The organism is Pseudomonas sp. 22082, from assembly GCF_052046055.1.
GTDB lineage: Bacteria > Pseudomonadota > Gammaproteobacteria > Pseudomonadales > Pseudomonadaceae > Aquipseudomonas > Aquipseudomonas pharyngis.
Window position 1 is genome coordinate 153,146 of the sequence record NZ_JBQEQB010000004.1, and the last position, 22,677, is coordinate 175,822.

Sequence of the window (22,677 nt, forward strand, 5' to 3'; positions counted from 1 at the left end):
GCGGCGGCACTGCTGATGAAGATGCTTCGGATGTACCAGCCTCTTCGCGAGCAAGCCTGCTCCCACAGGGTCAGAGGTGAATTCGAATCAGCCGCGCTGGGTCAGGCCCATCTTCTTGCGACCTTCAGCCGGGGTCAGCACACGTGCGCCGAGGCGGCTGAGGATCTCGCTGGCACGTTCGACCAGTTGGCCGTTGGTCGCCAGCACGCCTTTGTCCAGCCACAGGTTGTCTTCCAGGCCGACCCGCACGTTGCCGCCGAGCAGTACCGCTTGCGCCGCCATCGGCATCTGCATCCGGCCGATGCCGAACCCGGCCCACACCGCGTCGGCGGGCAGGTTGTCGACCATGGCTTTCATGGTGGTGGTGTCGGCCGGCGCGCCCCACGGGATGCCCAGGCACAGCTGGAACAGCGGGTTGTCGAGCAGGCCTTCCTTGATCATCTGTTTGGCGAACCACAGGTGACCGGTGTCGAAAATCTCCAGCTCCGCTTTAACGCCCAGTTCGGTGATGCGTTTGGCGCCAGCCCGCAGTTGGGCCGGGGTGGAGACGTAAATGGTGTCGCCGTCGCCGAAGTTCAGGGTGCCGCAATCCAGGGTGCAGATTTCCGGCAGCAGTTCTTCGACGTGGGCCAGACGGGTCAGCGGGCCGACCAGATCGGTATTCGGACCGAACTCCATCGGGCTCTCGCCAGGGCCGATTTCCAGGTCACCGCCCATGCCGGCGGTGAGGTTGACGATGATGTCGACGTCGGCTTCGCGGATGCGCTCCATGACTTCGCGGTACAGCGCCACGTCACGGCTGAACTTGCCGGTCTGCGGGTCACGGACGTGGCAGTGCACGACCGTGGCGCCGGCCTTGGCCGCTTCTACTGCGGCTGCGGCGATCTGTTTTGGAGTGACCGGCACGTGTGGGCTTTTGGCGGTCGTGTCGCCAGCACCGGTGAGTGCGCAGGTGATGATGACGTCGTGATTCATGGTGCGTTTTCCTTCAGGCGTGATGGGTCTGTTCGCAGCCCGTGGCGGGCTGCGAAGTGGTTCATTCGTTGCGGTTTATTTGCTGGTGAGCTGGAGGTTTTCAGCCGCCGGTTTGCCATCGAAAGTGGTAACGCCTTCGAGCCAGCGCTGTTTGTCCTGCGGGTGATCCTTGAGCCACTGCCTGGCTGATTCGAAAGCGTCCTTGTGATCGAGCAGCGGCTGCATCATCCGGCTCTCGTCTTCGGCGGTGAACGTCAGGTTGCTCAGCAGGCGGCTGACGTTCGGGCATTGTTCGGCGTATTTCGGCGCGGTGACGGTCCACACGGTGGCCATGCCTTCGTTCGGGCCGAGGGCGTCGTCGCTGCCGGTCAGATAGGTCATCTGCACGTTGACGTTCATCGGGTGCGGCGCCCATCCGAAGAACACCACGGCTTCCTTGCGGCGCACGGCGCGATCGACGGCGGCGAGCATGCCGGCCTCGCTCGACTCCACGAGCTGGAACTTGCCGAGGCCGAACTGGTTCTTGGCGATCATCGCCTTGATCTGGGTGTTGGCGCCCGAGCCAGGCTCGATGCCGTAGATCTTGCCGCCCAGCTCTTTCTCGAACTTGGCGATGTCGGCGAAGGTTTTCAGGCCCTTGTCCGCCAGATAGGTCGGCACGGCGAGGGTGGCGCGGGCGTCCTTGAGGCTCGGCGCTTCAAGCACCTTGACCTGGTTGGCCTCGACGAACGGGGTGATGGTCTGGGTCATCAGCGGGTTCCAGTAGCCGAGGAACAGGTCCAGACGCTGGTCGCGGATGCCGGCGAAGACGATCTGCTGGGAGGCGCTGGTCTGTTTGGTGCTGTAGCCGAGGCCGTCGAGCAGAACCTGGGCCATGGCGCTGGTGGCGATCACGTCGGTCCAGTTCACCACGCCCATGCGCACGTTCTGACACGATGCGGAATCGGCCGCCATGACACTGGCGCTTAAAAACGCGGTACCGCTGAGTGCGAGAACACAGCTGCTGATCAGTCGTTTCATGTCGGGTTCCTCGGCAGGTCGTTATTGTGGGTTCCGGTGTCTGATGCTCCGGTGATGCTCAAATTACGCAGCAACGTCCCCGTAAAAGCGCACTGCGGCGACCAGCTCTTGCACTGCAGCGACCTGTGCTCTTGAATGCCGCCGACAACTGGCGTATCAACGTTGCACGCTACCCGCTGACCGAGTGCGCGCCATGTCCCAGGATTTCTACTTTCTGTTGATGCCGGGTTTTTCCGCCATCGGGTTCATCTCTGCGATCGAACCGCTGCGGGTGGCTAACCGCTTTCGCGGCGAGCTGTACCGCTGGCACGTGTTGAGCGCCGATGGCGGGGCGGTGCTGGCGAGCAACGGGATGTCGGTCAACGCCGATGCGGCGCTGGAGCCGCTGAAGAAAGGGGCGACGCTGCTGGTGGTCGCCGGGTTCGAACCGCTGAAGTTCGCCACCCCGGCGCTGGAGCACTGGCTGCGACGGCTGGACAACGAAGGCGTGACCCTCGGCGCCATCGACACCGGCAGCTTCGTCCTTGCCGAGGCGGGCCTGCTCGATGGTCATCGCCTGACTCTGCACTGGGAGGCCATCGACGCCTTCAAGGAATCTTATCCACAGCTCAGCGTCACCCAGGAGCTGTTCGAGATCGACCGTCGGCGCATCACGTCGGCCGGCGGCACCGCGTCCATCGACCTGATGCTCGACCTGATCGCCCAGGCCCACGGCCCGCAACTGGCGATCCAGGTCAGCGAGCAGTTTGTATTGGGGCGGATTCGTCCGCGCAAGGACCACCAGCGCATGGAGGTCGCCACGCGCTACGGCATCAGCAACAAGAAGCTGGTGCATGTGATCGGCGAGATGGAGCAGCACAGCGAACCGCCGCTGACCACGCTGGAACTGGCGGAATCGATCAAGGTGACAAGGCGGCAACTGGAGCGGTTGTTCCGTCTGCACCTGAACGACACACCGAGCAATTTCTATCTGCGCTTAAGGCTGGAAAAGGCCCGGCAGCTGTTGCGCCAGACCGACATGAGCGTGCTGGAAGTCAGCATCGCCTGCGGGTTTGAATCCCCGTCGTATTTCACCCGCAGCTACCGGGCGAAGTTTGCCCGGTGTCCGCGGGAGGATCGGCGACGGGAGGCCGTTTGACGGACGATTATAGTTAATTATACTTTAAGGTATAAATTACAGTCGTTTGAATAATTGAGTGTAAAACCATGTCCCGAAACAACGGCTTCGTTTTCCGCCGCCCCGCTCTGGCCCGCAGCGTTGCTGATGGTCTGGTGGGTGCGGGCCTGCAGGATTTCACCTCCGGCCTGTTTCTGGCAGCGCCGCGTCGCACAGGCAAAAGTACCTTTCTGCGCGAGGACCTGATCCCGGAATGCCAGGCCCGAGGCTGGCTGACGGTTTACGTCGACCTGTGGGCCGACAAGGAAAAAGACCCTGCAGACTTGATCGCCAGTGCCATTGCAGGTGCGTTGGTCCCCTTTGAAAAGGGCATCCGCAAACTGGCGAAGAATATCGGCATCGAAAAACTCAGCTTCCTGCGCACCTTGTCCTGGGATTTCACCAAGCCGCAACTGCCGGCGGGCGCGACCCTGACTCAAGCGCTGGAACTGCTCCACAGCGCCGCCGAAAAATCCGTAGTGCTGGTGATCGACGAGGCCCAGCACGCGCTCACCACCGCCGCAGGCATTAACGCAATGTTTGCCCTGAAGGCCGCACGGGACCAGCTCAATCAGGGACGTGAAGGCGAGGGCAGCGGTTTGCATCTGGTGTTCACCGGTTCCAATCGCGACAAACTCGCCCACCTGGTACTGGGCAAAAGCCAACCGTTTTTCGGCTCGAGCATCACGCCCTTTCCGTTGCTGGGGAAAGAGTTCACCCAGGCGTACACCTCGCACCTCAACGCCCATCTGGCCGAGACCAACCAGTTCAGTGCGGCCGATATCGACGATGCCTTTGAATTGGTGGGGCGGCGCCCGGAAATGTTGCGCACCATCATCGGCGAAGTCGCGCTGGAGCTGGGCGAGGCCAGCAATCTGGGCCAATTGCTGCAGAGCCGCGCCGAATTGTTGCGCGCCGGCGTGTGGACCGAGTTCGAGAGCGCCTGGAACGCTCTTACCATCCCTCAGCGCGCCGTGCTGGAGGTGATGGTGGAGCGCTCACAGAACAACGAGCCTTTTGCCCCTTTCACCGACAGCACACTCATGGCAGTCGGCAAGGCACTGGAAAACATGGGCAGCGACGTGGTGCCGGGCACCCAGACCATTCAGGCCTGCATCGATGCCCTGCGCGACAAGGAACTGGTGTGGAAGTCGAGCCGTGGTGGTTATGCGCTGGAAGACAAGTCCTTCGGCGACTGGCTGAGCGCACGTAAAGCGCGCTAGTTACTTCTTCACCAAAGCCGAACACGCTGCCTTGTAGGCTTCATGCTGATACTTGTTCAGCGTGCCCGGCAGCTCAAAGTTGTGCTTCTTGGCCTGCGCATTGATCGTCTGCGGCGACAGCAGCGTCACCTCGCAACCGTCCAGCAACTGAAACACACCCTCGATCTTGAACGTGGTCGGCCCACCGGCAAACTCGCCCTTCTTGCTGCGCTTCTTGATCGCGATGCGATCGATGGAGTTCTCGCGCACGAACGACGCCACTTGAGCGGCGAACAGCTTCACGTTGGCCGCCTCGTCGTCATCGTCCAGGGCGATTTTCTTGATGCTCAGAGCCACATGGCTCAGCCCCGAACCATCGAGGGACGCCACGGCGATGATCGCTTCACTGCCTTTGATTTCGATACCGCAGATATTCATGTGAATCCCTTGATTGGCTGAAGAGGTGCAGCTTACAGCTCAAGCTGGTTGGCGGTGATACCAAACGCCGCTGCAATCTTCTCGCGAGTGGCCTTGCGCGGCTTTGCAACGGTTTCCTGTTGGGCAAAGGCTGGCTGCGAAATACCCATGCGTTTCGCCACTTCTTCCTGAGTCAGGTTGAGATGTTCGCGCCAAGCGCGAACCGGGAGGGCGCCGTCAACGATGCGGCTAACGACTTCGTGGGGAATCATGCTTTCCATCTTCGACTCACTCCTGCCCAATCGACTCCAAAAACTCCGACCGCTCGTCACTCATCCGCGCCACGCAATCATTCTGCGCAATCTTGAACGCCTTGCTGCCGTCCGTCGCCGGGAAGGCTTCGACGGCGCAGTCGGCGTCGCGGGTCTTGAGCCATTGTTGCTGGGCGGTCTTGAGTTTGGCGGTGATGTCGGCCAGTTGTGCCGGGTTCTTGCCGTAGGCGGTCTGCATGCGCTCGTTGAGGCTGGCGTAGTTGTCCTTGAGCAGGTCTTCGGCGGTGGTGCGGCTGTAGGCCGAGCATTCCAGGGTCTGGATGTCGTTTTCCACCGCGTCGCACGGGTTGTTGTCGGACTCTTCGGCGGCGTGTACGCCGGTCGCAATCAGGGCCAGGGCCAGGAAGATCGATTTCATTGATGTCGCCGCTCTAATCCAGTGGTGTTTCCGGGATGCGGCAGATTCTGGCTCAAGCTCGCGGGCTTGAACAGGTGGCCGGTCGGACCGGTTGGCGACCCTTTGTCGCGGATTGACGCTTTCGGCAATTCCCCTGTCGTTTTTGCACCCGGCTGGTCGCGCACCGAGGCATATGCTGGCCCCAAAGCGCCGGCAGACGATTCGGCGCATGAATCGCCAATAAGGGGACGCCTGATGAGCCCAGCCGAATTACACGCCGACAGCATCGTTATCGACGGTCTGATCATTGCCAAATGGAACCGCGAGCTGTTCGAAGACATGCGCAAGGGCGGTCTGACGGCGGCCAACTGCACTGTGTCGGTGTGGGAGGGCTTTCAGGCCACGGTCAACAACATCGCTGCCAGCCAGAAACTGATTCGCGAAAACAGCGACCTGGTGATCCCCGTCCGCACCACCGCCGACATCCGCAAGGCCAAGGAGCAGGGCAAGACCGGCATCCTCTTCGGCTTCCAGAACGCCCACGCGTTCGAAGACCAGATCGGCTATGTCGAGGTGTTCAAGCAGCTCGGCGTCGGCATCGTGCAGATGTGCTACAACACCCAGAATCTGGTGGGCACCGGTTGCTACGAACGTGACGGCGGCCTGTCGGGTTTCGGTCGCGAAATCGTCGCCGAGATGAACCGTGTCGGTGTCATGTGCGACCTGTCCCACGTCGGCTCCAAGACCTCCGAGGAAGTCATCCTCGAATCGAAAAAACCGGTCTGCTATTCCCACTGCCTGCCGTCGGGGCTGAAAGAGCACCCGCGCAACAAATCCGATGAAGAGCTTAAGTTTATTGCTGACCACGGCGGTTTCGTCGGCGTGACCATGTTCGCGCCGTTCCTGGCCAAGGGCATCGATTCGACCATCGACGACTACGCCGAAGCCATCGAATACACCATGAACCTGGTCGGCGAAGACGCCATCGGCATCGGCACCGACTTCACCCAGGGTCACGGCCAGGACTTCTTCGAATACCTGACCCACGACAAGGGCTACGCCCGCCGTCTGACCAACTTCGGCAAGATCATCAACCCGCTGGGCATCCGCACCGTCGGCGAGTTCCCGAACCTGACCGAAACCCTGCTCAAGCGCGGCCACTCCGAGCGCGTGGTACGCAAGATCATGGGCGAAAACTGGGTGAACGTCCTGAAAGACGTCTGGGGCGAATAAGCCGCCGCTTCCCGAATACTTTCCCCCGGCCGTCCGCGCCGGGGGCAACACCAAAATTTTTCTGGAGTTAAGTTTCCATGGCCAAGATCGCCCCGCAATTGCCAATCGAAGTCGACAGCGAGACCGGTGTCTGGACCTCCGACGCCCTGCCGATGCTGTACGTGCCGCGCCATTTCTTCGTCAACAACCACATGGGCATCGAGGAAGTGCTGGGCGCTGACGCCTATGCCGAAATCCTCTACAAGGCTGGCTACAAGTCCGCCTGGCACTGGTGTGAAAAAGAAGCCGAGTGCCACGGCCTGGAAGGCGTCGCGGTGTTCGAGCACTACATGAAGCGCCTGTCGCAGCGCGGCTGGGGCCTGTTCAAGATCCAGGACATCGACCTCGACAAAGGCACCGCCAGCGTCAAGCTCGAACACTCCGCATTCGTCTACGTCTACGGCAAGGTCGGGCGCAAGGTCGACTACATGTTCACTGGCTGGTTTGCCGGTGCCATGGACCAGATCCTAGCCGCGCGCGGCAGCCAGATCCGCACCGTGGCCGAGCAGGTTTACGGTGGCTCCGAAGAAGGCCACGACGACGGCCTGTTCACCGTCAAGCCGTTGTAAGTCGAGGAACCCGCCATGGCTTTCGAAGCAATGTTCCAGCCAATTCAAATTGGCAAACTGACCATCCGCAACCGCGTGCTCAGCACCGCGCACGCCGAGGTCTACGCGACCGACGGCGGCATGACCACCGAGCGGTACGTCAAGTATTACGAAGAGAAAGCCAAGGGCGGCATCGGCCTGGCGATCTGTGGCGGTTCGTCCGTGGTGGCGATCGACAGCCCGCAGCAATGGTGGAGTTCGGTGAACCTGTCCACCGACCGGATCATCCCGCACTTCCAGAATCTCGCCGACGCCATGCACAAGCATGGCGCCAAGATCATGATCCAGATTACCCATATGGGCCGTCGCTCCCGTTGGGACGGTTTCCACTGGCCGACCCTGATGTCGCCGTCGGGTATCCGCGAACCGGTGCACCGCGCCACCTGCAAGACCATCGAGCCGGAAGAAATCTGGCGGGTGATCGGCAACTACGCGCAAGCCGCGCGCCGCGCCAAGGCCGGTGGCCTGGACGGCGTCGAACTGTCAGCCGTGCACCAGCACATGATCGACCAGTTCTGGAGCCCGCGCGTCAACAAGCGGACCGACGAATGGGGCGGCACTTTCGAGGGCCGGATGAAGTTCGGTCTGGAAGTCCTGAAAGCCGTACGCGCCGAGGTCGGTGACGATTTCTGCGTCGGCATGCGAATCTGCGGTGACGAGTTCCACCCGGACGGTCTGTCCCACGAAGACATGAAGCAGATCGCCAAGTATTACGACGACACCGGCATGCTCGATTTCATCGGCGTCGTCGGCTCGGGTTGCGACACCCACAACACCCTGGCCAACGTGATTCCGAACATGAGTTATCCGCCGGAGCCGTTCCTGCACCTGGCGGCCGGGATCAAGGAAGTGGTCAAGGTTCCGGTCCTGCACGCGCAGAACATCAAGGACCCGAACCAGGCCACGCGGATTCTCGAGGGCGGTTACGTCGACATGGTCGGCATGACCCGCGCCCACATCGCCGACCCGCACCTGATCGCCAAGATCAAGATGGGCCAGATCGACCAGATCAAACAGTGCGTCGGCGCCAACTACTGCATCGACCGTCAGTACCAGGGTCTGGACGTGCTGTGCATCCAGAACGCCGCGACCTCCCGTGAATACATGGGCGTGCCGCACATCATCGAGAAATCCACCGGGCCGAAACGCAAGGTGGTGATCGTCGGTGCCGGTCCGGCGGGGATGGAAGCTGCCCGTGTGGCGGCCGAGCGTGGCCACGATGTGACCCTGTTCGAGAAGAAGGAATTCATCGGCGGGCAAATCACCACCGCCTCGAAAGCGCCGCAGCGTGACCAGATTGCCGGTATCACCCGCTGGTTCCAGCTGGAACTTGCACGCCTGAAAGTCGACCTGCGTCTGGGCACTGCGGCGGACGCCGACACCATCATGGACCTGCGTCCGGACATCGTGGTGCTGGCTGTCGGCGGTCATCCGTACCTGGAACAGAACGAACACTGGGGCGCCGCCGAAGGGCTGGTGGTCAGCAGCTGGGACGTGCTCGACGGCAAAGTGGCGCCGGGCAAGAACGTGCTGGTCTACGACACCATTTGCGAGTTCACCGGGATGTCGGTGGCCGACTTTCTCGCCGACAAGGGCAGCCAGGTCGAGATCGTCACCGACGACATCAAGCCGGGCGTGGCCATCGGTGGTACGTCGTTCCCGACCTACTACCGCAGCATGTACCCGAAAGAAGTGATCATGACCGGCGACATGATGCTGGAAAAGGTCTACCGCGAAGGTGACAAACTCGTCGCCGTGCTGGAGAACGAATACACCGGCGCCAAAGAGGAGCGGGTGGTGGATCAGGTGGTCGTCGAGAACGGCGTGCGCCCGGACGAGGAAATCTACTACGCCCTCAAGGACGGCTCGCGCAACAAGGGCCAGATCGACGTCGAGGCGCTGTTCGCGATCCAGCCGCAACCTTCGTTGAGCAGCACCGGCGACGGTTACTTGCTGTTCCGCATCGGTGACTGCGTGGCGCAGCGTAATACCCATGCTGCGATCTACGACGCCCTGCGGTTGTGCAAAGACTTCTAAACGCTGATGGACTGATCGTTCCCACGCTCTGCGTGGGAATGCAGCCCGGGACGCTCCGCGTCCCAAAGCGGACGCAGAGCGTCCATTGAGGCATTCCCACGCAGAGCGTGGGAACGATCGTCACGTGTTTCTCCAGGCTGTACTGGTGGGAGCTTCACCATGTTGAACACCCTTCTTCCAATCCTGTTGTTCGCAGCCCTGGCCCTCGCGGTGCTGGGGGCGTTGCGGCGGGTGGCCATGTGGCGCCGGGGCCGGGCCTCGAAGGTCGATCTGATCGGCGGCCTGTTCGCCATGCCCAAGCGTTACATGGTCGATCTGCACCACGTGGTGGCGCGGGACAAATACATCGCCAACACCCACGTCGCCACGGCGGGCGGTGCGGTGGCGTCGATCGTGCTGGCGATTCTGGTGCACGGTTTCGGCCTGCATAACCGCATTCTCGGCTACGCGTTGCTGCTGATGACGGCGGTGATGTTCGTCGGGGCGGTCTTCGTTTATCGGCGCCGGCTCAACCCGCCGGCGCGGCTGTCGAAAGGCCCGTGGATGCGCCTGCCGAAAAGCCTGCTGGCGTTCTCGGCGTCGTTTTTCCTGGTGACCTTGCCCGTGGCCGGGATCCTGCCGGAGAACTTCGGTGGCTGGGTGCTGGCAGCGATTCTCGGCATCGGTGTGCTGTGGGGCGTGTCCGAGCTGTTCTTCGGCATGACCTGGGGCGGCCCGATGAAACACGCCTTCGCCGGTGCGTTGCACCTGGCCTGGCACCGCCGCGCCGAACGTTTTGGTGGCGGCCGTTCCACCGGTTTGAAACCGCTGGACCTGAATGATCCGACCGCGCCGCTGGGCGTGGAAAAACCCAAGGATTTCACCTGGAACCAGTTGCTCGGTTTCGACGCCTGCGTGCAGTGCGGCAAGTGCGAAGCGGCGTGCCCGGCATTCGCCGCCGGCCAGCCGTTGAACCCGAAAAAGCTGATTCAGGACATGGTCGTCGGCCTCGCCGGCGGCACCGATGCCAAGTTCGCCGGCAGCCCGTATCCGGGCAAACCGGTGGGCGAACACGGCGGCAATCCACATCAACCGATCGTCAACGGTCTGGTCGACGCCGAAACCTTGTGGTCGTGCACCACCTGCCGCGCCTGCGTCGAGGAATGCCCGATGATGATCGAGCACGTCGATGCCATCGTCGACATGCGCCGCCACCTGACTCTGGAAAAAGGCGCGACCCCGAACAAGGGCGCCGAAGTCCTGGAAAACCTGATTGCCACCGACAACCCCGGCGGTTTCGCCCCGGGCGGACGGATGAACTGGGCGGCGGACCTGAACCTCAACCTGCTCAGCGAGAAGAAGTCCACCGACGTGCTGTTCTGGGTTGGCGACGGTGCCTTCGACATGCGCAACCAGCGCACTCTGCGGGCGTTCGTCAAAGTGCTGAAAGCGGCCAAGGTCGACTTCGCGGTGCTCGGTCTGGAGGAACGCGACAGCGGCGACGTGGCTCGACGTCTGGGTGATGAAGCGACTTTCCAGTTGCTCGCCAAACGCAATATCCAGACCCTGGCCAAATACAGCTTCAACCGCATCGTCACCTGCGATCCGCACAGCTTCCACGTGTTGAAAAACGAGTACGGCGCGTTCGATGGCAACTACCTTGTCCAGCACCACAGCACTTATCTGGCGGAAATCATTCAGGCCGGCGCGCTGAACCTCGGTCAGCACAAAGGCAACAGCGTGACCTATCACGATCCGTGCTACCTCGGACGCTACAACGACGAGTACGAAGCGCCGCGCGAAGTGCTGCGCGCCCTCGGCATCGAGATCAAGGAAATGCAACGTTCCGGCTTCCGTTCGCGCTGCTGCGGCGGCGGTGGCGGGGCGCCGATCACTGACATTCCGGGCAAGCAGCGGATCCCCGACATGCGCATGGAAGACATTCGCGAGACCGGCGCCGAGCTGGTGGCCGTGGGTTGTCCACAGTGCACGGCGATGCTCGAAGGCGTGGTCGAACCGCGTCCGCTGATCAAGGACATCGCCGAACTGGTGGCCGACGCGCTGCTCGAAGACGCCGCGCCGAACAAGCCTGCCACCCCGGCCAAACGTGAACCCGCGGAGGCCCACTGATGAGCGACATTATCCGCCGCGACCCCCGCGCCGAATGGATCGCACGCAACCGCCTGCACCCGCTGCACGCGGCCATGCAACCGGCGCAACACAGCTGGATGGGCCCCAACGGGATCATCCGCAAGAACCTGCACGGCATCGGCTTTATCGGACCGAACGGCATCAAGCGCATCGACCGCAGCGGCGCTCAACAGGGCGGGGCGGTCAAACGCTCGGCCGCGGTCGAAGTGCAATTGCCGCTGCATCAGGTGCCGGCCCCGGCGTTCTATATCAGCGTGGTGCCGGACATGGTCGGCGGCCGCTTGAGCAGCCACGACCGTGACCTGCTCGGTCTGGCTCATCAGCTGGCCGGCAGCGACGGCGCGGTGCTGGCCGTGGTGTTCGGCGAGCACAAGGAGAACGCTTTCGCCACCGCAGGCGTTGACCGCTTGCTGGTGCTGGAAGGCGAAGAATTCAGCGGTTATGCACCGGAGCAACGGATCCAGGGCCTGCGGGCTGTGGATAACCAGTTCAACCCGCGTCACTGGCTGCTGCCGGACAGCCGCAGCGGTGGCGGCGAACTCGGGCGGCGCTTTGCCGCTGCACTGGGTGAACGCCCGGCGACACGGGTGTGGCAGGTCAAGGATCAGGAGTGCATCGGCCGCGCCGGTGCCGGGTTGCAGGATCTGGCCCGCCCGGTGGCGCGGTTGATTCTGGCGTCCGCCGAATGTGCCGAACCGGTCAGCGAAACCCGTCACGAAGCGCTGCCGGTGGAGTTATCCACACCCGTCGCGCGCAGCTTGTCGCGGATCGAGGATCTGGGCGCGGTGGCGGTGGATCCGGCAGCTATTCCGATGGCCGAGGCCGAGTTCATCTTCTCCGGCGGCAACGGGGTCAAGGACTGGGAGCTTTTCCACAGGACCGCCGCCGCTCTCGGCGCCACCGAAGGCGCCTCGCGGGTGGCAGTGGACGACGGCTTCATGGCCCGCGACCGTCAGGTCGGCGCGTCCGGCACCTGGGTCACCGCGCGGGTTTACGTGGCCGTGGGGATTTCCGGGGCGATCCAGCACCTGCAGGGCATCGGTGCCTGCGACAAAGTGGTGGCGATCAACCTCGATCCGGGTTGCGACATGATCAAGCGTGCCGACCTGTCGGTGATCGGCGAAAGCGCGGAAATTCTTCAGGCCTTGATCGCGGCGGTAGAGGCTTACCGCAACGAAGCCAAGCGCGATGCGGCTTAAGGAACGGTTATGAGCACAAAGATCATCAGTCTGGTTTCAATCGGCGCCCACCCGACTTCCGGCCGCCCGCGCCGCGCCGACCAGGACGCCCGTGCGGTGGAGCTCGGCCTGCAACTGGCGGGGGATAACCTGCAAGTGCTGCACGCCGGCGACATCGCGGAACCGGCGCTGCGCGCCTATCTGGGCATGGGACTGGAACAGTTGCACGTGCTGGAACAACCGGCCGGCGCCGATGCGTTGCCGGCATTGACCGAGTATCTGCGTGATGCTGGCGCGCAAGTCGTACTGACCGGCAGTCAGGCGGAAACCGGAGAAGGTTCGGGGATGCTGCCGTTCCTGCTGGCCGAAGGGCTGGGTTGGCCATTGGTGGTGGGTCTGGCGCAGGTCGAGTCGATCAACGACGGTTCAGCGCTGGTGCTGCAAGCGTTGCCCCGTGGGCAGCGGCGCCGGTTGAAGGTGCGGCTGCCGTTTCTGGCGACTGTGGATAACGCTGCGCCCAAGCCTCGGCAGAGTGCTTACGGTCCGGCGCGGCGTGGGGTTCTTCAGGCGAAAGACGTGGAAGTGGTGGATGACGAACTGCTCGCGGTGGCGACCCTGCAACCGGCCAAGCCCCGGCCGAAACGGTTGAAGGTGATCAAGGCCAAGAGCGGGGCGGACCGGATGAAGGCGGCGACGGCCAAGGCCAGTGGCGGTGGTGGGCAAGTCCTGAAAGGCGTGACGGCGCAGGCCGGTGCTGAAGCCATTCTCAAACTGCTGATCGAAGAAGGTGTTGTCCGCTGAGACCTTTGCTGACCCTCTCCCTTTGGGAGAGGGCGCTTTACCCACAATCCCTGTTGGCGGATCTGTGGATAACGTGTTCGCCCCTCCCTGCACCCCACGCCAATCAAGCTCTCCAGCCCCCAGATCAAAAAACAACCAGTCTAACTAGCGGTTTTTTCTGAGTTTTTCTCCAGAACAACTCCCGGACTTGCCCCCAATCTCTGTTGGCGCTTCTGTGGATAAGATGTTCGCTATCCGCTGAGAGCCCTATAAACCGTGGCTTACAACGACCTGATCAAAAAACGATCAATCCACCCTTTTAATCCACCAAACCCAACGCAAACCCCGATTTATCAACGCCTCCAGCGCTTTTCCACAGCACCCGCCAAGTTACCCCCGAACTCTGTTGGCGCTTCTGTGGATAAGGTGTTCGCCATCCTCTGCAAGCCACGTAATCCGTGCCATGTAGCGACTTGATCAAAAAACACTCAATCGCTTATGGAAACCCTGCTTCTGGATAAGTCACGGTTTTTCTTCACAAAACCTCGATTATTTTTCCAGGTCATTCACAGTTGTCCCCAATAGCTGTGGGTGGCTATGTGGATAACTTGTTCGCCAAACCCTGCAACCCCCGGCGGGCTTAGTCCAAAAGGCGATTGATCAGATTTCATACAGTTCTAAGAGGCTTCCTTGACTTCGATCCGGTGCCTGTCTTCACTGCAATGGCACAAGGACAGCTGTCACTTATCCACATCTGGTTCAGGGAGAACGCGTGATGGATACCCGGCCCCACCGCTTACCCCTCAATCCCTGCATGCTTCGTGCTCTGCCGGCACCTTCGCCGCGCAAGCGCACGTTGCGTCGTGCCGCCAATCAGCACGCCCGTCTGTAGCGCCTGATTCCTGCCCAAACCGCTGTACTGCCGTCGGGATTACCCGAAGGCCAGGTGCCCGTTCGCCCATCGATTGCAGGCAACCGCAGAGTTGCCCCATCTGCCTGAGAGAGGAACCACCTCATGACACGGATCGCAACGCCCATCAGCGAAATCAAGGAACACTACGACGTGATCGTCATCGGCTCCGGGTACGGCGGCGGCATTGCCGCGTCGCGCCTGTCCCGGGCCGGTAAAAGGGTCTGTCTGCTGGAACGCGGTCGGGAGATCCAGCCCGGCGAATACCCCAACACCATGATCGCCGCGACCGAAGAATTGCAGGTGCACGACCCGGACGGCCACATCGGCTCGCGCACCGGGCTGTTCGATCTGCACGTCAACGCGCAGCAGAACGTGGTGGTCGGTTGTGGCCTCGGTGGCACGTCGCTGATCAATGCCAACGTTTCCCTCGAGCCGACCGATGAGGTATTCCAGGATCCGCGTTGGCCATTGGCTGTGCGCGAGGACCACGACGGCTTGCTCAAGGCGGGTTACGAAAAAGCCCGGGAGATGCTCAAACCCAATCCCTACCCGAGCACCGCGCCGAACCTGCCGAAGCTCGATGCGAACAAAAAATCCGCAGATTTCCTCAAGCAAGGCGCGCACTTCTACAAGCCGCCGATCAACGTGACCTTCGACAAACTGCCGAACAACCTCAACCACGTCGGCGTCGAGCAACTGCCGTGCAACCACTGTGGCGACTGCGTTTCGGGCTGTAACAACAAGGCCAAGAACACCACGCTGATGAACTACCTGCCGGACGCCACTAACCACGGCGCAGAGATTTTCTGCCAGGCCCAGGTGCGGCATCTGGAGCGCGACGGCAATGGCTGGATCGTGCACTTCCAGTATCTGGACAGCGGTCGCGAGAAATTCGACGCGCCGACGCTGTTTGTGAAAGCCGACATCGTCGTGGTCTCCGCCGGCACCCTCGGCTCTACCGAAATTCTGCTGCGCTCACGGGACAAAGGTCTGGTGATGTCCGGCCAGCTCGGCGAGAACATGAGCGGCAACGGCGACATCCTCGGCTTCGGCCACAACTGCGAGCAGACCATCAACGGCATCGGTTTCGGCGCGCATTCGGCCAAGGAACTGCAACCGGTCGGCCCATGCATCACCTCGATCATCGACATGCGCACCGAGGGTGACCGCAGCAGTCGCATGGTCATCGAGGAAGGCTCGATCCCCGGCGCTCTAGGCCGGCCGATGGTGCCGGCGATGGCCGGGTTCGCCGAGATGATCGGCAAGCCCACCGACGACAGCTTCAGTGGCAAGGTGAAGTACAAGGAGCGCGAAGCCGAAAGCTTCCTGCGCGGCCCGTACCACGGCGCGCTGCACAACATGCAGACCTACCTGATCATGAGCCACGACAGCGGCCAGGGACGCATGGTTCTCGACAGCAAGGATCAACTGCGCATCGACTGGCCGGGCGTCGGCGAGCAGGAAAACTTCAAGATCGGCAACCAACGCCTGTACCAGAGCACCAAGGCCCTGGGCGGGATCTGGGTCGAGAATCCGATCTGGACCAAGCTGCTCAAGCACAGCATCGTCTCGGTGCATCCGCTGGGCGGTTGCGTGATGGGTGAAGACGCCGCGCAAGGCGTGGTCAACCACAAGGGCCAGGTGTTCAGCGGTGCCAGTGGCTCCGATGTCTACGCCAACCTGTACGTGACCGACGGCGCGGTGATCCCGACGTCACTGGCGGTCAATCCGCTGCTGACCATCTCCGCCGTGAGCGAGCGCAACATGGGCCTGCTGGCGGCAGACCGAGGCTGGACGATCGACTACACGCTGCCGTCGGCGCCGCGCAAACAGACCGCGCCGCCGACCCTTGGCGTGCAGTTCACTGAAACCATGAAAGGCTACTTCTCCCGCGCCTTCACCGCCGCGCAAAGCACCGACCTGAAGGTTTACGAGGCGGCTGCCAAACGCGGCGAGGCGGACAACTCGCCGATCGACTTCACCCTGACCATCACCGCCAACGACCTCAACCGGATGATCAAGGAGCCGGAGCACGCCGCGACCATCGTCGGCACGGTGATTGCCCCGGCGCTGTCGCCGGAACCGCTGACCGCCAGCAACGGTGTGTTCAACCTGTTCGAGCAGTTCGAGCAGCAGGTCGATACGCGCCACATGAAGTACGACATGAAACTGACCGCCGAGGACGGCAACGACTACTTCTTCAGCGCCTTCAAGACCGTGCCGGAAGACAACGGCGTGCTGAATATCTGGCATGACACCAGCACCCTCTACGTCACGCTGTATCGCGGGCCGGACAAGACCGGCGAGGTGATCGGCTCCGGAGTGATGCACATCAAACCGACCGATTTCGCCAAGCAGATGACCACCATGAAAGTCCTCAATGCGCGCAACGAGCGTGAGCGCATCGAAGGGCTGGCGCGGTTCGGCAAGTTCTTCGCCGGGATTCTCTGGGAGAGTTACGGCGGAGTGTTCGCCGGTGACAAATACTTCAACCCCGACGCGCCGCCACGGCTGAAACGGCCACTGGATGCGCCGACGCCGGCCGTGCATTTCTTCTCCACCGAAGATGGCGTGCAGTTGCGTCTGACCCGTTATCAGGCCGGCAGCAAAGGCCCGGTGATGCTGGTACATGGTCTGGGGGTGGGCTCGAATATCTTTTCCACCGATACGATCCAGACCAACCTGCTCGAGTTTCTGTGCAAGCACGACTACGACGTGTGGCTGCTGGATTTCCGGGTGAGCATCCTGCTGCCGGCAAGCAAGAAAGAATGGAACGGCGACCAGATCGCCCAGTACGACTTCAAGGCCGCCATCGCGCAGATCCAGCAGGAAACCAAAGCCAAGGACGTGCAGTGCGTGGTGCATTGCTATGGCGCGACCACGTTCTTCATGTCATTGCTCGCCGGCTTGCAGGGCGTGCGTTCGGTGGTCTGCTCGCAGATTGCCGCCGACACGGTGGTCGCGACCGCAACGGGGTTGAAGGCCGGTCTGCACTTGCCGGGAATGCTCGACGCGATCGGCATCAAATCCATGACCGCCTACGCCGACAGCAAGGAGAACTGGTTCAACCGGCTCTACGACAAGGCGCTCAACGGCTACGCGCGAATCGAAGCCCAGGGCTATTGCACCAATCCGGTGTGCCACCGCATCACCTTCATGTACGCCTCGCTGTATCGCCACGACACCCTCAATGAAACGCTGCACGACAACCTGCACGAGCTGTTCGGCGAGTCGAACATCGAGACCTTCGAGCACCTGGCGCTGATCGTGCGCAAAGGGCATCTGGTGGATTTCAAAGGGCACGACGTGTACATGCCGCACTTTGATCGGCTGACCATGCCGATCTGCTTCATCAGCGGCGCCGATAACCAGTGTTATCTGCCGGAAAGCACGCTCAAGACCTACCAGCGGGTTTGCGAGAAGCACGGGCCGGAACGCTACAGCCGGCATGTGGTACCGGGTTACGGCCACATCGATTGCATGTTCGGCAAGAACGCGGTGGTCGATGTGTATCCGATCATCCTTGAACACCTGGAGAAAACAGCCCTCGGTTGACTTGAACCGAGTCGACTGCAATCGCGAGCAGGCTCGCTCCCACAGGGTTTTGTGCCAGACACAAAATCAGCAGACACCCCAGTCCAATGTGGGAGCGGGCTTGCTCGCGAAGGCGGTAGGTCAGGCAATACATCTCTCGGGTTTGCACAAGGAAAAGGATGACATGGACAGCTACATCCGCTGGTTTCAACGCTTCATCTGGCTCAGCATTGCGATGAACATGGTGTTCGCGATCCCGGCGCTGTTCGCGCCGGGGTTGCTGACATCGGTGGTCGGCCTGCCGCCGCAACTCTCCGACCCGTGGCTGGAAAACGCCGGGATGCTGCTGGTGGGTATCAGCGTGTTCTACATACCGTCGGGCTTCAACGCGCCGCACTACGTGGTGCATTCCTGGCTGTGCGTGCTGACGCGGCTGATCGCCGTGGCGTTCTGGATCTACCTGATCAACACCAGCAGCCAGGGTTCGGTGTTCGTGCCGATGCTGATGGGCGACCTGAGCTTTTTCCTGATCCTCGGCATCCTGCTGTACCTCGGCACCACCCCTGAAAACCGACCCTTGGCGCTGCTCTGTGACGGCTGGCGCGAATGGCGGGCGGCGTGGGCGCGGCACTGGCAGAGCCACGGGTTCAAGGTCGGCACGTTGGTTGTTGTGGCGCTGCTGGCGTTCATCGGTTACCAGACCTGGTATCAGATGCTGCGCGTGGTGCCAGAGCAGGATTACGCCTCTGACGAAGACCACTACAAATACGCCGCGATTGGCTTGGGCATCGAAGCGCGAATCCCGTATTACCTGTTCTCGGTGCTGCCGCAGATGTGCCCGGAAAAACTGCCGAAACCCGGTGGCTGGGAAGTCTTCGGTTTCCTGTTCGAGAACGGCAAGGACCTGCCGATCGGCATGGCCAAGCGGCAGATCGGCTACCCGACCGTCGAGCCGAACTGCGCGCTGTGCCACACCGGTTCCTACCGGGCGAATGCCAGCGACGTCGCGGTGAATGTGCCGAGCGCACCGGCCAACACCCTGCAACTGCAAGCCTTCCAGTGGTTCGCCTACGATTGCGCCAGCGATCCGAAATTCACCACCGACGCGGTGATGGCGGCGATCAACAGCAAGTTCCAGCTCGGCTTTTTCGAGAAGCTCTACAACCGCTACCTGATCATCCCGATGGCCAAGAGCGCGTTGCTCAAACAGAAGCAGGCCTACGCCTGGCAGAAGCTGCGCCCGCAACAGGGACCGGGGAGAACCGACACCTTCAACCCGACGAAAATGGTGGTGTTCGGTTTCCCGGATGACTCGACCATCGGCACCGTCGACCTGCCGCAAGTGTGGAACCAGAAACCCCGGGAATCGATGTACCTGCACTGGGACGGCAATAACAACAAGATCCACGAGCGCAACTACGCCGCTGCGATGGCCGTGGGCGCGACGCCAGAATCGGTGCTGCCGCCGAGTTTCAACCGGGTGACCAACTGGCTGCTCGGGCACAAGGCGCCGGCGTGGCCGTGGGCATTGGATCAGGCCAGGGTCGCTCAGGGCAAACCGGTGTGGGAGGCTAACTGCGCGGGTTGTCACGATTTCGGTCGCGTCGACACCGGGCAGGTGACCACCAACATCGACCAGCTCGGCACCGATCCGCACCGGCTGAACTCGTTCACCACCGGGCTGGTGGCCGCGTTCCACACCTTCAAGAAACCGCCGTTCGATTTCGGCGCCTATCGCAAGACCCAGAGCTACAGCAACACGCCCACCGACGGCATCTGGCTGCGCGCGCCGTACCTGCACAACGGTTCGGTGCCGACCCTGTGGGACTTGCTGCAACCGCCGGAAAAACGTCCGCAGGTGTTCATCACCGGCTCCGATGTCTACGACCCGGTCAACGTCGGCTTCGTGACCAGTGGCGCCCAGGCCAAAGCCTCGGCGGATTTCACCTACGACACGCGCCTGGAGGGCAACCACAACAGCGGTCACCTGTACGGCACGACGCTGTCGGACGACGACAAGCGTGCGCTGATCGAATTCATGAAAACCCTGTGAACCCCTACGGATAGAGGATTACGCCATGTCAGCGGTCGGTCATCTGAAACACGAATACGACAAGGTCAAGCTGCGCCTGCACGGGTTGTTCACGCGCATCGAAATGGCCTGGATGAAGCTCATCAGCGAGCTGGAGCCGCAGGAGTTTCAAGCCATCATCAAGTTGCTCCAGCGCGGTCACGATCAGGCGCAATACGTGCTCAAGCACGGCGAGCTGCCGGACGACGAACCGGCGGTGCCGTGGGAGTTGTCCCACGGCCTGTCGATCCTGCGCATCGGCAATGCGACGCCGTTGCCGCAATCGCCCGATCAACTGCAGACCAAGGTGCTCAAGGACGGCACGCTGCTGGGCTGCCGCAAATGGGAGCTGCTGGATCTGCTGTGGAGCGAGGCGCTGCTGAAGTGGATCGAGAACCTTCGCCATCACGCGACCTTCGGCACCGATCCGGCAATGGTGACAATGGATCGCGAAGTGACGCTGGCGATTGCCGGCGACTGGGGCACCGGGCCGTTCAACAGCCATGCGCCGGCGGTGTCGGTGGCCAACCAGATGCAACTGGCCAATGCCGATTTCACCATTCACCTGGGGGATGTCTATTACGCCGGCACCCACTCCCAGGAGGACACCGACATGGCCGGGTGGCCGATGGGCACCCACGGTTCGTTCACCCTCAACTCCAATCACGAGATGTACAGCGGCGCCCATGGTTATTTCAAGGAACTGGCCGCGCGTTTTCCGGGGCAGCAGGGCACCAGCTACTTTGCCCTGATCAACGATGACTGGCTGATTGTCGGGCTGGACACCGCGTACGCCTCGGATGTCATGAACCTGTACATGGACGGCACACTCAACAAACCGCAGATCGAGTGGATGAAAAGCCTGCCCAAACGCAAGAAACTCATGGTGCTCAGCCACCATCAGGGCTTGGACATCACCGGGCACAACAAGACCGCGCTGTATCAACCGGTGTGCGATGCACTGGGGCGCGAGCCGGATTATTGGTACTGGGGGCATCTGCACAATGGCATCGTCTATGCGCCGCAGGGTGGGCTGCACGCGCGCTGTGCCGGGCATGGAGCGATTCCCTACGGCACCACCAGCGAGCTGAACGGGCATTCGCGGGTGCTGTTTTCGGAGACGCAGGATGCCAACGATCCGGACTATCCGCTGCGGGTGTTGAATGGGTACGCGAAGATCAGGTTGGTGGGGGAGGAGATTTTCGAGGAGTTTATCGGGGAGGATGGATCGGTGAGGTGGTCATCGACGTGATCCGTTCTGATCGTTCCCGCGCAGGGCGCGGGAACGATCAATGACGCGAATCAACCCTGAACCGGAACCCCCTTGAGATACGGCGCAGGCTCGGCGCCGAGGTTGCTCAGCATCCGCTCGCTGTACCAATCGACGAAGTTGACCACGCCGAACTCATAGGTCTTGGAGTACGGGCCCGGCTGGTAGGCGGTGGAGTTGATCCCGCGCTGGTTCTCTTCGGCCAGGCGACGGTCCTGATCGTTGGTCGCATCCCACACCTGGCGCATGCGTTCGACGTCGTAATCCACGCCTTCGACCGCATCCTTGTGCACCAGCCACTTGGTGGTGACCATGGTTTCCTGGGCGCTGATCGGCCACACGGTGAACACGATGATGTGGTCGCCCATGCAGTGGTTCCACGAGTGCGGCAGGTGCAGGATGCGCATCGAGCCCAGATCGGGGTTCTTGATCCGGCCCATCAGCTTGGCGCAGCCCTGTTTGCCGTCCATGGTCATCGATACGGTGCCCTTGAGCAGCGGCATGCGCACGATGCGGTTGCGCAGGCCGAAACTGGCGTGGGCGTAAGGGATTTTCTCGGCTTCCCAGGCAGCGGCGGAGGCGGCGACGTGATCCTTGAACGCCTGATCGGCGCGCGGGTCGGTGACGTCGTCCCATTCCAGCAGGGTTTTCAGCAGTTCAGGGTGGGAGCCGTTGCAGTGGTAGCACTCGCGGTTGTTTTCCAGCACCAGTTTCCAGTTGGCCTTTTCCATCAAGGTGGTTTGCACCGCCACCTTGGTGTTTTCCATGTCATACGGTTCCATGTAGTGGTTCAGCGTCGACAGGAAGTCATCGATGGCCGGCGGGTTCTCCGCCAGGCTGATGAAGATGTAGCCGCCGGCAGTCTTCACGTTCACCGGTTTGAGGCCGTATTGCTTCATGTCGAAATCGGCACCCATTTCGGTGCCGGCGAACAGCAGGCGACCGTCCAGCTCATACGTCCACTGGTGGTAGTGGCAGACCAGTTTGGCGACCTTGCCCTTGTCGCTGGTGCACAGGCGCGAGCCACGGTGGCGGCAGACGTTGTGGAACGCGTGCACCACGCCATCGGCGCCGCGAATGACGATGATCGGGTTCTTGCCGATCTGCAGGGTGATGTAGTTGCCCTTGGCCGGGATTTCGCAGGTCATGCCGGCGATCAGCCACTCCTTCTGGAAGATCTCCTGCATGTCGATATCGAACAGGCGCTCGTCACTGTAGAACGGCTGCGGCAGCGAATAGGTGCGCTCGCGTTCCTGCAGCATTTGTGCGGTGGCCTTGCGTGCGGGTTCCAGCGGGTCGCCCAGGCTGATTTTTGCGGTGTCCATCGATGAATTCCTCAAGGCCATCTGCGTGGCCGCGAAAGTGGCTGATCAGGGTTGCAGCGCAAGGTGTAAAGAATCTGTTTGTGTTGAGGGCGAGTGTGGGGCCGGCGCAGGCGTGAACCT

16 protein-coding genes and 1 pseudogene are annotated in these 22,677 nt (G+C 61.8%); 11 read left to right on the forward strand and 6 right to left on the reverse strand.

Annotated elements, in window-relative coordinates; genetic code table 11:
- Window positions 1-87: 87 nt before the first annotated feature.
- The gene (locus ACTJK9_RS06635; RefSeq protein WP_285354365.1) at window positions 88-975 is read right to left on the reverse strand and encodes a 3-keto-5-aminohexanoate cleavage protein; all 888 of its coding nucleotides are present in this window, start codon (window positions 973-975) and stop codon (window positions 88-90) included.
- A 75-nt stretch (window positions 976-1,050) separates the two neighbouring features.
- A complete protein-coding gene (locus ACTJK9_RS06640; protein WP_440812993.1) occupies window positions 1,051-1,995 on the reverse strand; it encodes a choline ABC transporter substrate-binding protein in 945 nt (314 codons plus the stop codon).
- Between the two features lie 193 nt (window positions 1,996-2,188).
- Between ACTJK9_RS06640 and ACTJK9_RS06645 the strand changes: the two genes are divergently transcribed.
- Both ACTJK9_RS06645 and ACTJK9_RS06650 read left to right on the forward strand, forming a co-directional pair.
- Window positions 2,189-3,133, forward strand: coding sequence for a GlxA family transcriptional regulator (locus ACTJK9_RS06645; protein ID WP_011336294.1), 945 nt, complete (start codon window positions 2,189-2,191; stop codon window positions 3,131-3,133).
- Window positions 3,134-3,201: 68 nt separating this feature from the next.
- Window positions 3,202-4,374 (forward strand): hypothetical protein, encoded by a 1,173-nt coding sequence (locus tag ACTJK9_RS06650; RefSeq protein ID WP_440812997.1) that lies wholly within the window; start codon window positions 3,202-3,204, stop codon window positions 4,372-4,374.
- On the opposite strand, the gene ACTJK9_RS06655 is transcribed toward ACTJK9_RS06650, so the two are convergent.
- From ACTJK9_RS06655 to ACTJK9_RS06665, 3 genes and pseudogenes are all read right to left on the reverse strand, one after another.
- Window positions 4,375-4,791, reverse strand: a complete 417-nt coding sequence (locus ACTJK9_RS06655) for a DUF3010 family protein (protein WP_085612989.1) — start codon at window positions 4,789-4,791, stop codon at window positions 4,375-4,377.
- Between the two features lie 32 nt (window positions 4,792-4,823).
- Window positions 4,824-5,042, reverse strand: a pseudogene (locus tag ACTJK9_RS06660) (helix-turn-helix domain-containing protein); the annotation flags it as partial.
- A gap of 16 nt (window positions 5,043-5,058) precedes the next feature.
- Window positions 5,059-5,460, reverse strand: coding sequence for a lysozyme inhibitor LprI family protein (locus ACTJK9_RS06665; RefSeq protein WP_064599962.1), 402 nt, complete (start codon window positions 5,458-5,460; stop codon window positions 5,059-5,061).
- Between the two features lie 234 nt (window positions 5,461-5,694).
- On the opposite strand from ACTJK9_RS06665, the gene ACTJK9_RS06670 reads away from it, so the two are divergent.
- The 9 genes from ACTJK9_RS06670 to ACTJK9_RS06710 all read left to right on the forward strand — a co-directional run bounded on the left by ACTJK9_RS06670 (window position 5,695) and on the right by ACTJK9_RS06710 (window position 21,214).
- Window positions 5,695-6,672: a dipeptidase gene (locus ACTJK9_RS06670; RefSeq protein ID WP_039768004.1), complete on the forward strand. Its 978-nt coding sequence runs from the start codon at window positions 5,695-5,697 to the stop codon at window positions 6,670-6,672.
- Window positions 6,673-6,749: 77 nt separating this feature from the next.
- Entirely contained in the window at window positions 6,750-7,280 is a 531-nt protein-coding gene (locus ACTJK9_RS06675) for a DUF5943 domain-containing protein (protein WP_011336290.1), read from the forward strand.
- Window positions 7,281-7,295: 15 nt separating this feature from the next.
- The gene (dgcA, locus tag ACTJK9_RS06680) at window positions 7,296-9,356 is read left to right on the forward strand and encodes a dimethylglycine demethylation protein DgcA (RefSeq protein WP_011336289.1); all 2,061 of its coding nucleotides are present in this window, start codon (window positions 7,296-7,298) and stop codon (window positions 9,354-9,356) included.
- Between the two features lie 159 nt (window positions 9,357-9,515).
- Window positions 9,516-11,465 carry a dimethylglycine demethylation protein DgcB gene (dgcB, locus tag ACTJK9_RS06685; protein ID WP_440813002.1) on the forward strand — a complete coding sequence of 650 codons (1,950 nt, stop codon included), beginning with the start codon at window positions 9,516-9,518 and terminating at the stop codon, window positions 11,463-11,465.
- The gene (etfA, locus tag ACTJK9_RS06690; RefSeq protein ID WP_007959785.1) at window positions 11,465-12,685 is read left to right on the forward strand and encodes an electron transfer flavoprotein subunit alpha; all 1,221 of its coding nucleotides are present in this window, start codon (window positions 11,465-11,467) and stop codon (window positions 12,683-12,685) included. Before dgcB ends, etfA begins: the two co-directional genes overlap by 1 nt.
- Before the next feature lie 9 nt (window positions 12,686-12,694).
- Window positions 12,695-13,465 (forward strand): electron transfer flavoprotein subunit beta, encoded by a 771-nt coding sequence (etfB, locus tag ACTJK9_RS06695; RefSeq protein ID WP_221398239.1) that lies wholly within the window; start codon window positions 12,695-12,697, stop codon window positions 13,463-13,465.
- A 994-nt stretch (window positions 13,466-14,459) separates the two neighbouring features.
- Window positions 14,460-17,912 carry a GMC family oxidoreductase N-terminal domain-containing protein gene (locus tag ACTJK9_RS06700; protein ID WP_440813005.1) on the forward strand — a complete coding sequence of 1,151 codons (3,453 nt, stop codon included), beginning with the start codon at window positions 14,460-14,462 and terminating at the stop codon, window positions 17,910-17,912.
- A gap of 163 nt (window positions 17,913-18,075) precedes the next feature.
- On the forward strand, window positions 18,076-19,944 hold the full coding sequence (locus tag ACTJK9_RS06705; protein WP_440813007.1) for a hypothetical protein: 1,869 nt from the start codon (window positions 18,076-18,078) through the stop codon (window positions 19,942-19,944).
- 25 nt (window positions 19,945-19,969) lie between these two features.
- A complete protein-coding gene (locus tag ACTJK9_RS06710; RefSeq protein ID WP_440813010.1) occupies window positions 19,970-21,214 on the forward strand; it encodes a metallophosphoesterase family protein in 1,245 nt (414 codons plus the stop codon).
- 50 nt (window positions 21,215-21,264) lie between these two features.
- On the opposite strand, the gene gbcA is transcribed toward ACTJK9_RS06710, so the two are convergent.
- Window positions 21,265-22,557, reverse strand: a complete 1,293-nt coding sequence (gene gbcA / locus ACTJK9_RS06715; protein ID WP_221398235.1) for a glycine-betaine demethylase subunit GbcA — start codon at window positions 22,555-22,557, stop codon at window positions 21,265-21,267.
- Between the last annotated feature and the right edge of the window lie 120 nt (window positions 22,558-22,677).